This window comes from Paenibacillus sp. FSL L8-0494 (assembly GCF_038003695.1).
Classification (GTDB): Bacteria; Bacillota; Bacilli; order Paenibacillales; family Paenibacillaceae; genus Paenibacillus_AQ; species Paenibacillus_AQ odorifer.
The window spans coordinates 4766126-4783110 of the sequence record NZ_JBBOPQ010000001.1 but is presented as its reverse complement, the minus strand read 5'-3'; the positions used below and the strand labels follow the sequence as shown (position 1 = coordinate 4783110).

18 protein-coding genes and 1 riboswitch are annotated in these 16985 nt (G+C 45.3%); of the genes, 14 read left to right on the top strand and 4 right to left on the bottom strand.

The features are described from left to right. Positions 1-89: 89 nt before the first annotated feature. The 14 genes from NYE35_RS21780 to NYE35_RS21715 all read left to right on the top strand — a co-directional run bounded on the left by NYE35_RS21780 (position 90) and on the right by NYE35_RS21715 (position 12909). Positions 90-797 (top strand): DUF2953 domain-containing protein, encoded by a 708-nt coding sequence (locus tag NYE35_RS21780; RefSeq protein WP_340940682.1) that lies wholly within the window; start codon positions 90-92, stop codon positions 795-797. 89 nt (positions 798-886) lie between these two features. After that, positions 887-1375 (top strand): GerW family sporulation protein, encoded by a 489-nt coding sequence (ytfJ, locus tag NYE35_RS21775; protein WP_036676154.1) that lies wholly within the window; start codon positions 887-889, stop codon positions 1373-1375. A 249-nt stretch (positions 1376-1624) separates the two neighbouring features. After that, entirely contained in the window at positions 1625-2824 is a 1200-nt protein-coding gene (locus NYE35_RS21770; RefSeq protein ID WP_178420405.1) for a D-alanyl-D-alanine carboxypeptidase family protein, read from the top strand. Between the two features lie 36 nt (positions 2825-2860). Continuing rightward, positions 2861-3526 carry a nucleoside recognition domain-containing protein gene (locus NYE35_RS21765; RefSeq protein WP_036676157.1) on the top strand — a complete coding sequence of 222 codons (666 nt, stop codon included), beginning with the start codon at positions 2861-2863 and terminating at the stop codon, positions 3524-3526. Positions 3527-3533: 7 nt separating this feature from the next. Further along, entirely contained in the window at positions 3534-4067 is a 534-nt protein-coding gene (locus tag NYE35_RS21760; protein WP_036676158.1) for a spore maturation protein, read from the top strand. 60 nt (positions 4068-4127) lie between these two features. Next, positions 4128-4472: an N-acetylmuramoyl-L-alanine amidase gene (locus NYE35_RS21755; protein ID WP_036676164.1), complete on the top strand. Its 345-nt coding sequence runs from the start codon at positions 4128-4130 to the stop codon at positions 4470-4472. A 20-nt stretch (positions 4473-4492) separates the two neighbouring features. Continuing rightward, positions 4493-5251, top strand: a complete 759-nt coding sequence (locus NYE35_RS21750; protein ID WP_036676166.1) for a pseudouridine synthase — start codon at positions 4493-4495, stop codon at positions 5249-5251. A 120-nt stretch (positions 5252-5371) separates the two neighbouring features. Next, positions 5372-5893, top strand: coding sequence for a redoxin domain-containing protein (locus NYE35_RS21745; protein ID WP_038572444.1), 522 nt, complete (start codon positions 5372-5374; stop codon positions 5891-5893). Continuing rightward, positions 5893-7578 carry a cytochrome c biogenesis protein ResB gene (gene resB / locus NYE35_RS21740; RefSeq protein ID WP_076141320.1) on the top strand — a complete coding sequence of 562 codons (1686 nt, stop codon included), beginning with the start codon at positions 5893-5895 and terminating at the stop codon, positions 7576-7578. The genes NYE35_RS21745 and resB overlap by 1 nt, the downstream gene beginning before the upstream one ends. Further along, a complete protein-coding gene (gene ccsA, locus NYE35_RS21735; protein ID WP_036676173.1) occupies positions 7575-8837 on the top strand; it encodes a cytochrome c biogenesis protein CcsA in 1263 nt (420 codons plus the stop codon). Before resB ends, ccsA begins: the two co-directional genes overlap by 4 nt. 76 nt (positions 8838-8913) lie before the next feature. Then, on the top strand, positions 8914-9630 hold the full coding sequence (locus NYE35_RS21730) for a response regulator transcription factor (protein WP_036676174.1): 717 nt from the start codon (positions 8914-8916) through the stop codon (positions 9628-9630). Next, positions 9631-11067: an ATP-binding protein gene (locus tag NYE35_RS21725; RefSeq protein ID WP_036676176.1), complete on the top strand. Its 1437-nt coding sequence runs from the start codon at positions 9631-9633 to the stop codon at positions 11065-11067. 118 nt (positions 11068-11185) lie between these two features. Continuing rightward, positions 11186-12679 carry a glycerol kinase GlpK gene (gene glpK / locus NYE35_RS21720; protein WP_036676178.1) on the top strand — a complete coding sequence of 498 codons (1494 nt, stop codon included), beginning with the start codon at positions 11186-11188 and terminating at the stop codon, positions 12677-12679. A gap of 14 nt (positions 12680-12693) precedes the next feature. Continuing rightward, positions 12694-12909 (top strand): DNA-binding protein, encoded by a 216-nt coding sequence (locus tag NYE35_RS21715; protein ID WP_036676180.1) that lies wholly within the window; start codon positions 12694-12696, stop codon positions 12907-12909. 76 nt (positions 12910-12985) lie between these two features. Here NYE35_RS21715 and NYE35_RS21710 read toward each other — a convergent pair whose 3' ends face one another. The 4 genes from NYE35_RS21710 to NYE35_RS21695 all read right to left on the bottom strand — a co-directional run bounded on the left by NYE35_RS21710 (position 12986) and on the right by NYE35_RS21695 (position 16610). After that, positions 12986-13978: a ketoacyl-ACP synthase III gene (locus NYE35_RS21710; protein WP_341122033.1), complete on the bottom strand. Its 993-nt coding sequence runs from the start codon at positions 13976-13978 to the stop codon at positions 12986-12988. Positions 13979-14032: 54 nt separating this feature from the next. Continuing rightward, positions 14033-14383 (bottom strand): hypothetical protein, encoded by a 351-nt coding sequence (locus tag NYE35_RS21705; protein ID WP_076101486.1) that lies wholly within the window; start codon positions 14381-14383, stop codon positions 14033-14035. Positions 14384-14590: 207 nt separating this feature from the next. Continuing rightward, the gene (locus tag NYE35_RS21700; protein WP_036676184.1) at positions 14591-14959 is read right to left on the bottom strand and encodes a carboxymuconolactone decarboxylase family protein; all 369 of its coding nucleotides are present in this window, start codon (positions 14957-14959) and stop codon (positions 14591-14593) included. 10 nt (positions 14960-14969) lie between these two features. After that, positions 14970-16610, bottom strand: coding sequence for a thiamine pyrophosphate-binding protein (locus tag NYE35_RS21695; RefSeq protein ID WP_341122490.1), 1641 nt, complete (start codon positions 16608-16610; stop codon positions 14970-14972). A 155-nt stretch (positions 16611-16765) separates the two neighbouring features. Next, positions 16766-16862, bottom strand: a riboswitch (cyclic di-GMP riboswitch). Positions 16863-16985: the final 123 nt, after the last annotated feature.

Sequence of the window (16985 nt, the reverse complement as noted above, 5' to 3'; positions counted from 1 at the left end):
TTTTTTATACAAACCCCGAATTTTTTCCAGCTTAAATTGCCATACTAAACCAAAGGTTCCCATTATTAAGGTTTCTTGGAGGTAAATACGTGACGTTATGGCTTGCAATTCCCCTCGTTTTGCTTGTACTGGCAATGATCCTGGTCCTGTCTTCATCTATCGATTTCCGCATACGGTGTTATAAACATGGAAAAAATGACCTGCTCGAATTAGATATTACCTCTCTTTTTGGTCTGATAAAGCTTCACTATGAACTTCCCCAATTGGTCTTTAAGGGATTGGAGCAGGGTGTGTGGGGAAAGTTTAAAGAGACAGGGACTGCGACGACAGGTGTAGATACCGTAAAAGAAGAGATATTCGATAAAGAAAGAGTAATGCACTGGCGCGACAATGTTAACCAAGCTGTAAAATCTACACGCGGGTTGAAGGAATGGTTAAAAGAGACTGTAGCTCATGTGAAAATATCAAAGCTCGATTGGTCCACCGATTTCTCTCTTGGTGATGCAGCAGATACTGCGACCGCATCGGGAGCGGTTTGGGGCCTGAAGTGGAGTATTGTTGGTTTTATTTCACAGTGGGTGAAATTGCAGCAGCACCCTCGAATTTTTGTTAAGCCTGTTTTTGAAGATGAGCTTTGTTTTGCAATGGAGTTTGTGTGTAAGGGGGAAATGTCAGTCGGCTATACTTTGTATGCCTTAATGCGGCTATCTCGGCGTGTCTTGCGTGAAAAAGGCGGGATCGGCCATTGGAGAAATCTGCTGAAACAGTTGCGACAGGAACCACAAGGGAAAGTTTAAAATGAAAGTTACATACAAATGGGCGGATGTGGGGATGATATACGCTGTAGAAGAAAGAGAAATCGTACTCAATTAAAGGAGGAAACAATATGAGCGACCATCCTATTCAAGGCCTAATGCAAACAGCGATGGAAAATATCAAGGGCATGGTAGATGTGAATACCATTGTCGGAGATCCAGTACAAACCCCTGACGGCAGCATCATCCTGCCTATCAGTAAAGTTGCCTTTGGATTTGCTGCTGGTGGTAGTGATTATCGAGTAGAAGATTCTATAAGTGGTTCAAGCTCCCAAGGTGGAGTCAAAATGCTTCCATTTGGTGGAGGTAGCGGGGGAGGCGTCTCCATTCGACCGATCGCTTTTTTAGTGGTAGGTAAGGATGGTGTGAATATTGTCCCTCTGGACAATCAAACTCACCTGTTCGAAAAAATCATCGATGCAACACCAGGGCTCATCGACAAAATTCAAACCATGTTCCAAACCAGCAATGCTGCAGCTCAAACGCCGCCAACACCCGCCACACCAGCAGCAGCACCTGTTAAAACCGATCCAAGTACATCTCAATCTTCAACTCATTAGGTACACATAATTCTACAAATAGCCTCGGGGATATCGCCATACATCAGGCGGTGTCCCTTTTTTGACGTATCAGAAAGGATATTTTGTTTCCGCAAATTACCTGAGAAAATATCGAAGCAAGGCCTCACGTTGTGGGGATATTTTGTGTGGAACATCCCAAGGAGTGGACATACCCTAAGGCTGGTCCGCATACACTTGTACAACATAAACACTTTTACTTAAGATCCGATAAGAAGCCGGAGGATGAACATGAAGACAATAACCCGTAAATGGCCATTCGCCTTAATATTGTGCCTTTCGCTGCTGCTTCTGGCGCCGCTATCTTCAATTCAGGCCGAGAACAGCTCTATCTCTACACATGCAAGAGCAGCGGCACTGATTGATGTGGAATCCGGGCGTATTTTGTACAGCAGCCGTGGGGATGAGCCTATGCTTATTGCCAGCTTGACCAAAATTATGACCGCCCTCGTCGCCATTGAGAATGGTGATTTAGCCTCTAAAGTCAAAGTAGGAAAAAATGCCTATGCGAAAGAAGGCTCTTCTATTTACTTGCAGCAGGGAGAAGAGATGACGCTGGAAAATATGCTGTATGGCCTGATGCTGCGCTCAGGGAATGATGCAGCAACGGCGATCGCAGAGCATATCGGTGGTTCTGAAGAAGGTTTTGTATACCTGATGAACGCTAAGGCTGAGGAGCTAGGGCTAACCCATACTCATTTTGCTAATCCCCATGGTCTTGACGCTGAAGGGCATTATTCAAGTGCCAACGACTTGGCTGTTCTGACCGCTTATGCTCTTCATAATCCTGTATTTAAAGAAATTGTGAAGACGCAGGAGAAAACTGCAGACAATCCAAATGAGAAATGGGATTACAAATGGAGAAACAAAAATAAGATGCTGTATTTATACGAGGGAGCGGACGGTGTAAAGACAGGTTATACCAAAAAAGCACTGCGCTGCCTTGTCAGCTCTGCCACCAGAAACGGCCAGCAGCTTGTTGCAGTTACTATAAATGACGGCGATGACTGGAATGATCATGCTTCCCTGCTAAACTTCGGGTTTAATCACTATCCGCTCAAAACACTGATCGAACGTGGTGATGCCGTGACGGGCTATAACTTTGTAACCTCCAAAACCTTTGCTTATCCACTTGGACAAGGTGAACAAAATAGAGTGATCACGAAACTTGTTTTGAATCAGAAGGAAACGGTCTCAGCCGAAGCTACGCGAGCAAATTTTGGATTGCAAGGGGCGCTTGTGCTGGAGCTGGGCGGAAAAGAAATAGGTCGCGTGCCGGTGTATACTCCTGAGAATCTGCCTCCTGAGCAATCTGCTTATATGAAAAAGTATAGTCCCACACTAGCCCAGTCTTATCCGGCAAACAATTGGTTCCAGGCGCTGGGCAGTGCGCTGAAAGCTCTATTTGAAATGGGAGCGAGTTCGAAATAAGAAAATGGGCTGATGAATGAAGAAGGAGGCGTATCCATGATTAACGGGATTTGGCTAGGAATGATCATCATCGGTTTTCTGTTCGCCGCCGTTAACGGCAGAATGGATGAGTTTACAGCCGCCGTATTCGACGGAGCCAAGAGTGGGGTAACGGTTAGTTTTGGCTTAATCAGTGTGCTTGTGTTCTGGCTTGGAATCATGAAGATAGCAGAAGATGCAGGTTTGCTTAAAAAGATTGCCAAGGTGCTTGGCCCTGTCGTAGCTTTTTTATTCCCTGATGTGCCGAAAGGGCATCCTGCCATTGGATATATTCTCTCCAATATGAGTGCTAATCTGCTGGGACTAGGCAATGCCGCAACGCCAATGGGCATCAAGGCGATGCAGGAGCTGCAAAAGCTTAACCCTGATAAAGAGACCGCCACACCAGCCATGTGTACTCTTCTAGCACTTAACACAGCAAGCATTACGCTTATCCCAGCCACACTGATTGCCATCCGGTTAAACTATGGTTCAGCCGATCCCGCAGGCATAGTAGGTACAACACTTGCAGCAACGGCCGTGGCGACACTTGCAGCGATTGCGGCAGACCGGTTTTTCCGAAGGCTGACTTTACTGCGCAAACCGCCGAAGCCCCCTTCAGCAAAGTCTGGGGTTCCTCCTTTGACGAAGACAACACTCCCTAATTCCTCATTGAAAGGGTGAACGTGATTTGTACCAGTTCATCAGTCTCATATCGGCATGGGCGATTCCGGTCATGATCACGTTCATCCCGCTCTATGCTTTTACGCGCAAAGTGCCAGTCTACGAATCCTTTGTTGAAGGCGCGAAAGATGGGTTTGGCACGGCCATTGCGATTATTCCCCATCTTGTGGGGATGCTGGTTGCGATCAGTGTTTTTCGCGCTTCTGGTGCGCTGGACTTTTTCATGGGTTTCATTTCCCCTGCCCTGCGTGGGCTTGGTGTTCCTGCCGAAGTATTGCCGCTTGGTCTTCTGCGGCCGCTTACGGGGACTGGGTCGCTTGCCTACACTACGGATCTGATCCGTGTGCATGGCCCGGATTCTTTAATTGGTATGATTGCTTCCACCATACAGGGGAGCACAGATACAACGCTTTATGTTTTGACCGTTTACTTTGGAGCTGTAGGCGTACGGAATGGCCGTTATGCGCTTAAGGTTGGTCTGTTCTCCGATGTTGTCGGCTTTGTCGCTGCGATCGCTGTGTGTCTGCTATTATTTGGATAGTCACCCCATTGCCCCCCTGAACATATGCTATTGCAGCAATGTGGAGGGGGGCATTCCGCAATGAACTATAAAGGTTTTATTCTGCATCATTCTAGCTGTACATCCATTAACGGTAAAGGTTTTGACTTCTGGGTAGGAGTGGATGGCGCAATTTATGCAGCACCGCTACTGACAGATCCGGAGTATATTCATATTTGTTTGGAAGGTGATTTTGGTAAGGAAGTGGGCGATCCTCCAATATCCGGAAGGAAGGAGCAGCTTTTTGCAACGGCTAAACTCGTTTTAGAATTAGTAGAACGCTACCAAATCTCCCCTTTAATCATCGAACCCCACAATAATTCCTGCCCAGGAGCATTTTTTCCTTGGAATGAACTTGTGATTTATCCCTCTGATGGTTATCATTGATCTGAGGTGACTAGTCGAATATGGAAAGATTACAGAAAATTTTGGCGCAGGCCGGTGTGGCGTCCAGACGTAAGTGTGAAGAAATGATTTTGGCCGGTAAAGTGGAAGTCAACGGGGAACTCGTAACTACGCTTGGCACGAAGGTGGACCCCGCAACAGATATTATTAAAGTTTCCGGTAGACTGATCCGGGGCGAGAACAAAATCTATATTATGTTCAACAAACCTAAGGGAGTTATCACAAGCGCTTCCGATCCAAAGGGTCGTAAGGTTGTAACTGACTACCTAAAAGGAATTACTGAACGGGTTTACCCTGTAGGCCGGCTCGATTACGATACGGAAGGTTTGCTGCTGCTGACAAATGATGGGGACTTTGCTAACTTGCTAACCCATCCGAAGCACCATGTACCTAAGACGTATCATGCTACGGTCAAGGGTATACCGCATGGTACTGCATTGGACAAGCTGAAAGCTGGCATTAAGCTGGAAGATGGCATGACAGCGCCTGCGGAAGTAGAGTACAAGGATATTGATGAAGCAAATAAAGAAGCGGTAATCAGCATCACGATTCACGAAGGACGTAATCGTCAGGTACGACGCATGTTTGATGCGATTTCACACCCCGTACTCCGTCTGAAACGGATTTCATTCGGGGATATTATGCTGCAAAATCTCAAACGTGGCTCATACCGTCATTTGACCAAGGATGAAATTAACCATCTGCAGCAAATTGCCAAAGCAGGATTGCTTAAAGAAAGAACTCCACGTAAAGAGTCATAAAGACACAGAATATTCACAATTAAACCCCCTAAAGCTGTGACGAAATTCGCTATAATGTTCATAGGATGTTCACACCTTACAACATAAGTATGAGTTGCGTCACAGAAGGGGGCTTTACGTGTGGGTAAAGCAAGAAAACCAATTCAAATCGTGATTCTGTTTCTAATTGTTATAGTGGGCGGTTATGCCATCGGTTCCTCTGTATTTGGGGGAAGCGGCAAACCAGAGGAAGGGAGCAAAGCACCTTCCTTTGATTTGCTTGGGCTTGACGGTCTGGCTCATACCCTAGACGAATATAAGGGCAAGACTATTGTGCTTAATTTCTGGGGCTCTTGGTGTGCACCTTGTGTCAAAGAAATGCCGGCTCTCCAAGCGCAATGGGAGAAATGGAAGGACAAGGACGTAGTGGTCTTAGGCATTAATGTGGGCGAAGACCGGATGACTGTCGAGAATTTTGTGAAGCAAGTAAACATCGATTTTCCGATTTTGATGGACACTGGACGTGATGCTGTACGAAGTTATGGTATTTCTCCGCTGCCAACTACCTTATTCATTAATTCCAAGGGTAAAATTGACAACATTCATATCGGCCAGCTTGATTTGAATTCACTTGATGATCAAATTGGGAAGCTGGTGGATTGATGAGTGAACGCGAGGCATTTATAACCAATACCAAATGTGAATGTGGCCACCAGAACCCTGTAGGCACTGTTTTATGCGAAGCATGCGGGAAGCCGTTGGGTAAAGAATCAGACTGGGGCGAGAATTTGGAAATGCGTTACGATGGCGTAGCTCGCCGTTCTCAGCGCGTTAACCCGGGGATTATTGATCGGGTGTGGAACTTTTTCTCTTCCGTCAAAATAGCGATCTATCTGATCGTGTTGACACTTATAGGCTCTATGTTAGGGACGATTTTCCCGCAGGAGAGTACTTTTCTTAATATCGATGCCTCAATTTATTACAAGCAAGAGTACGGAACAGCCGGATATATTTATCACAAACTTGGACTTTCACATACATACGAATCCTGGTGGTTTGTAACTCTACTCGTAATGATCGGCGCTTCACTTGTGATCTGTAGCTTGGACCGAGTACTTCCGCTCTATAAGGCCTTAACCAGGCAGAAGATTCGGAAACATCGTCAGTTCTTAACTCGGCAAAAAGCTGTGTTAGTAACTGAAGTACAAGAGGAACCAGAAGCTTGGGTAGCCCGGGTAATTCAGCCAATGCGTAAAAAGGGCTATCGCGTGAAGACGGATGGAGGAGCTCTGCTGGCAGAGAAACATCGCTTCAGCCGCTGGGGACCTTATGTAATACATATTGGCTTAATTATTTTTTTACTTGCTGTATTAGCAAGAGGATTGCCGGGACTGAACATGGATCAGCATCTTGCTTTCCCGCAAGGGGAGATCACACAGATTCCGGACACCACCTATTATTTGAAAAATGAGAAATTCACCGTGGAGTTTTATACGGAGGAAGAGATGCCTGAGGAATTTCGAGGCAAAAAAATACTTCCAAAGCTATTCCAGACCCAAGCTGTGCTTTATGAATGCACCGCGGATTGTGGAGACCCTTCGAAGGAACCACAGCTATCCGAGGTGACGAAACATGATATCCAAGTAAATTCACCTTTGGATTATAAAGGATTGAAAGCGTATCAGTTTGATTATGATCTGACCCCGGTGCTGCGTTCGGTACAGCCTGAGCTTAAGAATTCCACCACTGGCGAGGCGTTCGGCAAATTTAAGCTGGACATGAAGAATCCTCCGCGGGCAATTCAGGCGGGTCCTTATACTTTAACTTTGAAAGAAAAGTATATGGATTTTGGTCTAAATGAGGATGGACAGCCGATTTCCAAATCACCTTATCCGAATGCACCTGCTTTTTTGTTCCTGATACAAGGTCCGGATCTCCCGGCGGAAGGGCAGCAGTATTTCTATTTTCCTAAACAGGTGGATAAGACGCAGTTTCAACAGGCTGCCATTAACGATAAGCTTGGCGGGAGCAATAGATTTCTTGAGCTTGAAGTGGACAACATGAGCGACGTTGATTTTTCGGAATCGACTACTTACTTGAATATACGTATTGATCGTGCAATGCCGTTTGTATGGCTAGGTGCAGCAATCGTGATGCTGGGTTTAGTGCTTGGCTTCTACTGGCAGCATAGACGTATCTGGCTTACCGTTGCTAACGGGGAGCTTATCCTCGGAGGACATACGAACAAGAACTGGTTCGGTTTCCGCCGTGAGATCGTTTCTATTTTAGAAAAAGTAGATCTGGTAGTCGATGAAAAATCATTAGATAATGGAGGAGGCCTTTCATGAGCTTGCTCGACATCAGCAGCGCTGTCTTTATTGCCGCATTTTTATTATACAGCGGTTCGTTTATGTTATTCACTATCGCCATCATGGGTCGCAAGTGGTCAGGCCGCAAGCCGGAGGAACATACCGCACGTTGGGGCAAAATTGCTTTTATTTTCTCTTCAATAGGTCTTATCTTTCATCTTATTTATTTCTTTACACGTTGGGCGGGCTCAGGGCATATTCCGGTCAGCAACATGTACGAGTTCATGACTTTTTTATCGATGATGGTCATGGTTGCCTTTACTGTGATGTACGCTATTTATCGTAAGGTAATCTTGGGTCTCTTTGCAGTTCCAATCAGTATTATTGTGATGGCTTATGCCGCAGTATTTCCACAGGAAGTACAGCCGCTGATTCCATCTCTTCAATCGAACTATTTAAAGATTCACGTAACACTGGCTGCACTAGGTGAATCCTTCTTCGCAGTAGGGTTTGCGGCGGGACTGATGTATCTGCTGCGAACAGTCAATTTTTCCAGTAAAGAGAAGGCGGATCGCAAGCAACAGAGGCTGGTCGAATTTACTCTCTTTTCAATCATTGTTATAATTGGGTTTCTGGGTTCTGTTTTTGCATTCCGCGGAGCAGGCTACGAAACTGTTTTTGTCCGTCCGAACGTTACGATTGACAGCCCCGGGCAGGAAAATAGTACAATAGAGAAAGTGAGTTATCGAATGCCGCCGATTGTGGCACCTCACAATAGCGAAATTGAGAGCTTCCAGTCGTTTCTTGGCATAAAAGAACCACTCTTTGAGGCACCATCTTGGATGAATGGTGTAAATGCTGGACGGAAGTTTAATACTGTAATTTGGTCACTCCTTTCCGGATTAATCCTCTACGGAGTTCTTCGCTTGATCGTACGTAAACCGCTGGGCACTGCTTTACACCCAGTGATGGACGGAATTGATGAGGGCGATCTAGATGAGATTACGTATAGGGCGATAGCCATTGGCTTTCCTATTTTCACATTAGGCGCTTTGATCTTTGCAATGATATGGGCGCAAATCGCTTGGGGAAGATTCTGGGGATGGGATCCTAAGGAAGTCTGGGCGCTTGTCACTTGGCTCTTCTATAGCGCTTATCTTCATTTACGTTTGGCTCGTGGATGGCAAGGAAGAAAATCTGCCTGGCTGGCTGTGCTTGGCTTCCTGGTCGTAATGTTTACTCTGGTTGGCGTTAATTTAGTCATCGCCGGACTTCATTCTTACGCGGGGACGGACTGAGCATAGTTTACCTGTTAACGTTGCACAATGGTTTAAAGATTACGTTCTACTGTATTGATGAAGGGGTTGTAGTGAAATGGCAGATCATTTAAACAGAATTCTGGTAGTGGATGATGAGGAACGTATTCGCCGCCTGCTAAAGATGTATCTTGAAAAAGAAGGTTATGAAATCGATGAAGCGGAAGACGGAGAAATCGCTCTTCGTAAAGCAACAGCAAATGACTACGGTCTAATATTGCTGGATGTTATGCTACCTGGCATCGATGGGATGGAAGTGCTGACAAGACTCAGAGGAGTGAAGTCAACACCGGTGTTAATGCTTACAGCTAAAGGCGAAGAGATCAACCGTGTTCAGGGCTTTGAGATGGGCGCAGACGATTACGTTGTGAAGCCCTTCAGTCCACGTGAAGTCATTTACCGGGTGAAGGCTATTATGCGCCGTTCTTCGGCAACTGCTTTCTTGTCCAAGGAGAGCAATTCCAGCAATAACATTGTATTTACTCATCTTATTATTGAGCATGATGCTCACCGTGTGACTGCTGGTGGTGAAGAAGTGAGTTTGACACCTAAAGAATATGAACTTCTGCATTATTTGGCTATTTCGCCGGATAAAGTATTTTCTCGTGAAGAACTGCTTAAGGATGTCTGGAATTATGAATTTTTCGGAGATTTGCGTACTGTAGATACTCACGTAAAACGCCTTCGTGAAAAACTGAATAAAGTATCACCGGAATCCGCAGCGATGATTACGACCGTATGGGGCGTAGGCTACAAACTAGAGGTACCTAAATAAGTGAACTTCTGGAGAAGTCTTGTCGGCAAACTGTGGGTTACGATCATCTGCCTGGTCGCTGTCGTACTTATTACCTTGGGGTTATTTTTGCTTCCCTACATAGACAGTAACTTTGCCAATTCCGGAGATATCAAACGTTTATTTATGTATACTTGTATGATCGGATTTTCTTTGACTACATTTTTTGCGTTATTTTTGTTTACCAAAATCACTCAGCCGATGCAGCGTGTCATTGAAGCTGCGAATAACATTCGCCGGGGAGAATACGGAACAAGGCTTACGCTTGTCACAAGTGATGAAATTGGCCAGTTGGCGACTTCCTTTAACCATATGGCTGAGGAGCTTGAAGAGAATATTCGCAGTCTGCATCATGAGAAGGGGCATTTATCTAGCGTACTGCGCAGTATGAGCGATGCTGTGATCACCTTTGATATTGAAGGGCAGATTATTTTGACCAATCCGCACGGCCAAGCTCTGCTAGAGAGCTGGAGCGATTTGCAGTGGGAACATGCGAGTGATGCTGAGCTCCATCCCGAAACGTCTGAGAGCAGTGTTCCGCCTCCCCTGCGTCCTTTATTTTTAAGCACCCTGAAACAAGGTGGCGATGACCGCTCCAATGTACATGTGCGGCAGGGCGTCTGGTCTGTTCATATGGCACCATTATATTCTGAAGGCAGCATCCGGGGAGTAGTTGCTGTACTGCGGGATGTGACGGAAGAGGTGCGTCTGGAAAAGATGCGCAGAGACTTCGTTGCTAACGTCTCCCATGAAATACGCACTCCGTTGTCGATGATGCAAGGGTACAGTGAGGCTTTATTGGACGGGATGGCTTCATCCCCCGAAGAAAGCAGTGAGCTGATCCAGGTCATTCATGACGAATCACTGCGTATGGGGCGTCTGGTTAAGGATTTGCTTGATCTTGCCCGAATGGAAGCCGGACATACGGATATGATGAAAGCTCAGGTGGACATGAATGAACTGCTGGAACGAGTCTACCGTAAATTTTCTGTACGTGCCAAAGAGCGCGATATCCATCTTCACTTGCAGCAACAGAGCGATATTGCTGTTCTGAAGGCAGCGGATGAGGATAAACTGGAACAAGTCCTAACCAATTTACTCGATAATGCTTTCCGCCACACACAGGGTGGCAAAAAAATCACAGTTCATACAGGAACTTGTGTATTAGAAGGTCGTCGTTATCTTGAGATTAAAATTCAGGATGAAGGGGTGGGAATTCCACCAGAGGATCTGCCGTATATATTCGACCGCTTCTACAAAGCTGATAAGGCGCGTGTACGGGGAGAATCAGGTGGAACAGGACTTGGGCTTGCGATTGTTAAAAATATTGTAGAGTCGCATCACGGGACCATCTCCGCTTCAAGCAAACTAGGCGAAAGTACAACCTTTACGCTAAGACTTCCTGTCGAAAAACAGTAATTCCAAACACAATGTGTGATAGCGCCTCTGACAGCAGAGGTGCTTTTTGTTGAAACAAACACATTAATCTTGTTCATCGTGGAACATATCTTGTAGGTTTTGCTTGGGAGGGCATAGAATGATTTTATCTTTAGACCAAGGTACTACCAGCTCACGAGCCATATTGTTCGATACGGAGGCTAAATGGGTCTCACAAGGTCAATATGATGTTAAGCAATCCTTCCCCCATCCAGGCTGGGTAGAGCATGACCCTGAGCAAATCTGGGAGTCACAGCTCGCAGCGGCAAGAGACGCGATTGCGCGGGGTGGCATAGCGGTTGAGGAGATCTCTGCCATCGGAATAACCAATCAGAGAGAAACGGCTTTAATCTGGGATAAAACAACGGGCAAACCGATATACCCTGCGATCGTGTGGCAGGACAGGCGTACTGCAGAGCAATGTGAAGAACTTAAAAGTAAAGGGCTGGAGCAAGTTATTGCGAGCAAGACGGGCCTTGTTGTAGATGCTTATTTCTCAGCTACCAAAATCTCCTGGATACTGGATCACGTGGATGGTGCCCGAGAGCGGGCGAATCGAGGGGAGCTTCTGGCAGGTACGATCGACAGCTGGCTAATTTGGAGACTTACTTGCGGAGCTGTACATGCGACTGATGTTACCAATGCCTCACGTACGATGCTGTTCAATCTTCATGAACGGTGCTGGGATGAAGAGCTAATGCAAGAGCTTCGTATTCCGCGTACCATTCTGCCAGAAGTAAGAATGTCTGGCGGCGAATTTGGAATAGCAGACAAACAGTGGTTTGGGGCGGATATTCCAATTCGCTCTGTACTTGGAGATCAACAGGCTGCATTGTTTGGACATACTTGTCTAGAACCCGGCAGTGCCAAAAACACCTATGGTACAGGCTGCTTTATTCTAATGAACACAGGCACAGAAGCTGTAGCCTCCAGCCATGGCTTGTTGACCACTGTAGCTTGGGGTATGGGAGATGAACTCTATTATGCTCTCGAGGGCAGTGTGTTCGTGGCCGGAGCGGCCGTTCAGTGGCTGCAGGAGGGGCTTGGTCTTATAGAGGAGCCATCAGGCTCAGAAGATAAAGCACGGGAAGTAGAGGACAGTGAAGGGGTTATCGTTGTGCCTGCGTTTACCGGACTGGGGGCACCCTATTGGGATATGTATGCCCGTGGAGCCATATTTGGCCTTACTAGAGGCACTACCTCAGGACATCTGGTACGAGCTACATTGGAGTCCTTAGCCTTTCAATCTAGAGATGTAATAGGAGCTATGGAAAAAGACGCAGGCATGCCATTGACCGGCCTTCGTGTGGATGGCGGAGCTGTGCGTAACGATTTGCTGATGCAATTCCAGTCTGATATCCTGGGCAGTGAGGTTACTAGAACCACATATGCGGAGACAACAGCGCTAGGTGCAGCGCTTCTGGCCGGATTAACGTCCGGAGTCTGGACACGTGCCCAGCTAGAGAGCTTCAACAAGGCTGAGTGGGTCTTCTCGCCTGAGATGGGTATAACTGAGCGGGAAGGTCGTTACAACGCCTGGAAGGACGCTGTAGCGCGTACCATGGGTTGGGAGAAGCATGAAGGATATCAGTGATAAAGGGGCTGTATATGTCTATGATTAACGGAACCGAATCTGATCTGCCGGGCGGACTATCTAAGCCGGCGCTTCGAGCCCTGCATGGGGCTGGATATGTTCAGCTTCAACAATTCAGCAAGCTTACGGAGGCAGAGCTTCTGCAGCTACATGGATTGGGGCCAAAGGCGATCGTTCTACTGCGGAGTGCTCTTGCGGAAAAGGGGCTCACCTTTGCAAGTAAGTCCTGATGTTGCGTTCATATTTATAACAAAAAGCGACAAGCTTAGGTGAATCCCTAGCTTGCCGCTTTTTGTTATATAGCTCCTAATATTCAATAACAAATGCTACATTTTGCCAACCGGCGCCCACTGTCCAGAACAGGACTTTATCACCACGTTCGATCTTTCCAGTAGTTACAGCTTTATGTAGAGCAATAAATGGGCTGCTGGTAGAGGTATATCCGAATTCATCCCCTATGTATACCGCTACATTGCGATCAATACCGACTTTCTCACACATCTCTAAGATATTAGGCAATGAAAACTGTGAGAAGCAGGCTGCTTTAATGGCTTCAGGCGCGATATTGTTGTTAGATAGTAGAGTACGAATAGACTCAGAAGCAGCATCTATGCAAATGGAATCATCAAAAGGAATAAACTTCACATTAAACTCTCCAGCCGCTACACCTTGTTTACCCAGTTTAGCCAGGCCTGCGCACGGGAACTTGGAATTATCGCAAACACAAGGATTCGTTTGGTAGATAGAGTCAATGAAACCGACTACATCCTCAGCTTGTTCAAGAATGACTGCCGCCGCTGCATCACCGAAGTTAGCGTAGTAGACTGGATCATTCTTATCGGCATGAGGGGTTACATAATCGGAGCCGATTATCAACGCTCGTTTAATCCTAGGATTCGCTTGCATCTGACGGCTAACCTGTTCCACTGAAGCCGTCATACCCGCACAATTAGCATTGCTGTCAATGCAGATTGTATGGGATGCGCCTTTGATCAAACGGTGAATCATTAATGAGTTGGTAGGAAAGATATACTCAGGAGTTTGACTTGCATAGGCAATAAGGTCGATATCGGCACCTGTGAGACCACTTTTCTCCAGAACATTCCGGGCAGCCTCAAAAGCCATCGTAAGGGAATTCTCATCCGCATCCTTAATACTATACCGTGTAATACGACCTAATGCGGATAATAGACCTCGAATATCAATGCCTTTTTCGTCAAAATGCTTAATGAAAAAGTCGTTACCAACTATATTGCTGGGATGATAGATATCAATGCCTTTAATACGAATTCCGGTCATAATACGCCTCCAGGAAAGCAGTAAAATGTGGCCTACATATTAAGATTAAAAGATCTAGACTGTAACCGCAGAAATGATCTCGATGTTATCGAGTCCAGCTTTACGGCCAAGACGGGAAAGCTGCATTTTGAGGATCGGGTTATTTTCAAGCGTTAGATTTACTTTTACAAACCCATCATTCTTAAACATTACAAAGCAGCTTTCTAAAAGAGGTACCACATCTGGTGCAGTTACATTTAGCTTTCTGCAGTCGATTTTTAGTTCATAGTCAGCTGGAGTAATTGGATTGATAGTTTGTTGATAAGCTTGAATAGATTTTAGACCATCTTCTTCAGAAAATGTTCCATCCAACTCAATGTTAATAACCTTATTTGCAGTGTCTGTCTTCAAAATGAAACTTCCCATGCCTAAATCTCTCCCATAGATTGAATTTGTCCAAAACAGTTCGACTGCAATATCCAGCCCTTTATATATCCACTTAGCTGTTTTATAAAAGTCAAAATTCGACACTATACAGCAAGTATTGGGATATTCCGACTCTATTATAGGCATATTTTTCAAGTGCATGCAATAATAAAGTCGAATTTTGTATATTGTTGTCGAACTGTTGGGTTATTGGATTTCTTCTATGGTTGCAAGCAGGATATTAAAAGCTGTGATGATTCTAGGTGCCCCTATAACGGGTACTAAGTGTAATAGAATACCTTTAAGCTGTTCTACGGTGACTCCAACACGAAGGGCCATGACATAATGAACACCCAGCTGTTCGAATTGACCCATTGAAATTAAAGATGAAATGACTGCAATTTCCTTCCAGTCAGGGGCTATAGTATTACGTTGAAAAATATCGCCATAGGCATTCCCCATAATAAATTCAGCCAAGTCAGGGAAGTGGTCTTTAATTGGAGCTAGTGCTTTTGCGCCATAGTCTCCTGATAGATTCGTGAAGTGGTTGAGACCACTGTTGATATTTTCCTTCATGGTTAGCCTCCTAGTTTAGGTTCAAAGTACGGTGTGCAGTCGGAGGGACTTCATCACGGTCTGTTAGTAGTTCAATAACGGCAACATGGTTTAGAGCTACCGCATCTTTAATTGCAGCTGTGAATTCATCCGCAGTCTCACATTTGTAGCCTTTAGCACCTAGAGATTCAGCGAATTTCACGGCGTCCATTGGTACTTCATATAGAGTTCCATCGATACGACCTGTGGTTTTCTCCATACCCTTAAGAGCCATATCTAGTTGCTTATTATTAACCACGATAAAGATGACAGGGATATCTTTGCAGACAGCGGTGTTAATCTCAGCGCCGAGCATCATGAAACAACCATCACCTGTAATGCAGAGGACAGTTTCTTCAGGAGCTGCAACTTTTGCACCAATAGCCATGCCGATCGAATTACCCATGCAAGCAAAATAAGCATCAAAAACAAAGCTGCCCGGTTTCTTAACCTTGTACCATTTTGCAGCGTGGAATCCATGGCTTCCATCATCAACGAAAATTGAATTATTATAAGGGATCAAATCACTTAAAGTGCTCATTACTGAAGCCAGTGAAAGATTCTTGAGGGTTGGAAGCTCTTCTGAATAATCAGCATTGGCCAAAGCCTCACGTTTGGTGATTGTGCTTGGGTCAATATGATTTAGGCAGTGCACCAAATTATCGCGCAGGTCCCCAGTGACCGGTATCGTTTTGGACAATAGGATTTTTCCGACAAAGGTTGGATCAATATCAAATTGAATTAAAGTTGCTGGATGATTCTCCCGTTTAAGATTACAGATGGTCATATCACTTAAACGTGATCCAAGCACTATAAACAGATCGCTTTTATTCAATAAATCATCCCCGTGGGTCGAACCGCCAACGCCAATAGGACCATGATAGAGCGGGTGATCCCAGACTATAGCCCCTTTTCCACCAGGAGATGTTACTACAGGAATATTAAAAGTTTCTGCGAGTTGAACAAGCTCTTTATGTGCTCCGGAGCGGTTAATTCCTTTACCCGCAATAATCAAAGGATTCTTAGCAGCTTGAATAGCATCGATGACTCTATCGATATTAGCTTGACTAATTAGAGACTCTCTTTCAGGGATTACAATATTGCATTCTTCCAATACTTCAGTTTGTACATCAAAAGGAATACAAAGATGAACAGGACCCCGTTTGGTGAGGGCCACAGAAATCGCATGATTAAAAATAGTACCAAAGTGATCCCCACGTTCAACCAATTTACTGAACAAGGTGGCAGGTCTGAACATATCAGCTAAATCAGCCAGAAAAGAGGTGGAGTCCTGACATTGAGGAATTCCAAGCTCTGTAATGGATTGGTGGCCGGTAATAAATAGGACAGGTAGGTTGTTAGCTTTCGCATGTGCTGCTGCTGTAAGCAGGTTAGTTCCCCCAGGACCCGAAGTACCAAATGCTACGCCTAGGTTACCTGTTTTCAGCGCATACCCTGCTGCTTCGAATCCGGAGCTTGCTTCATGTCTGCCGGGAATAAATTCAATACCGTAATCGACCATCTTTAGAACTATTGGACAAATCGATTTGCCAATGATCCCAAAAGAATGGGTGACTCCTAGGTTACGTAGTGCTTCCGCCATGTAATCTGCGACTGTCTTCAAAAGAAACACCTCACAAGTTTTTTGATATATATTAGTTATTAATCTACCGAATAGATACGATAGATCAATATACTCAAAAAGTAAAAACCTGTGCTCTATAGTAAGCACAGGTTGGTGGCATAAGGCGCCGCTAAGACTGAACAATAGTTCAGCCGTCCTGGTTCCTCTGCAACCTGGCAATCATGGCCTCAAACGAAAAAATGAGGCTGTAGATCCATGGTTTTGCGTCATCCTCTTTCGAGGATTTTGCCAATATTAATTTATAGTTGATAAGAATAATTTTCCTTTACAATATATTCCTCATTAATTTTTGTCAACATAATCCGCTAAAAAAACTCGAAATTTGACGAAAGTCTTGTCCAAGAGATGAAGTTTTGCCTCGCG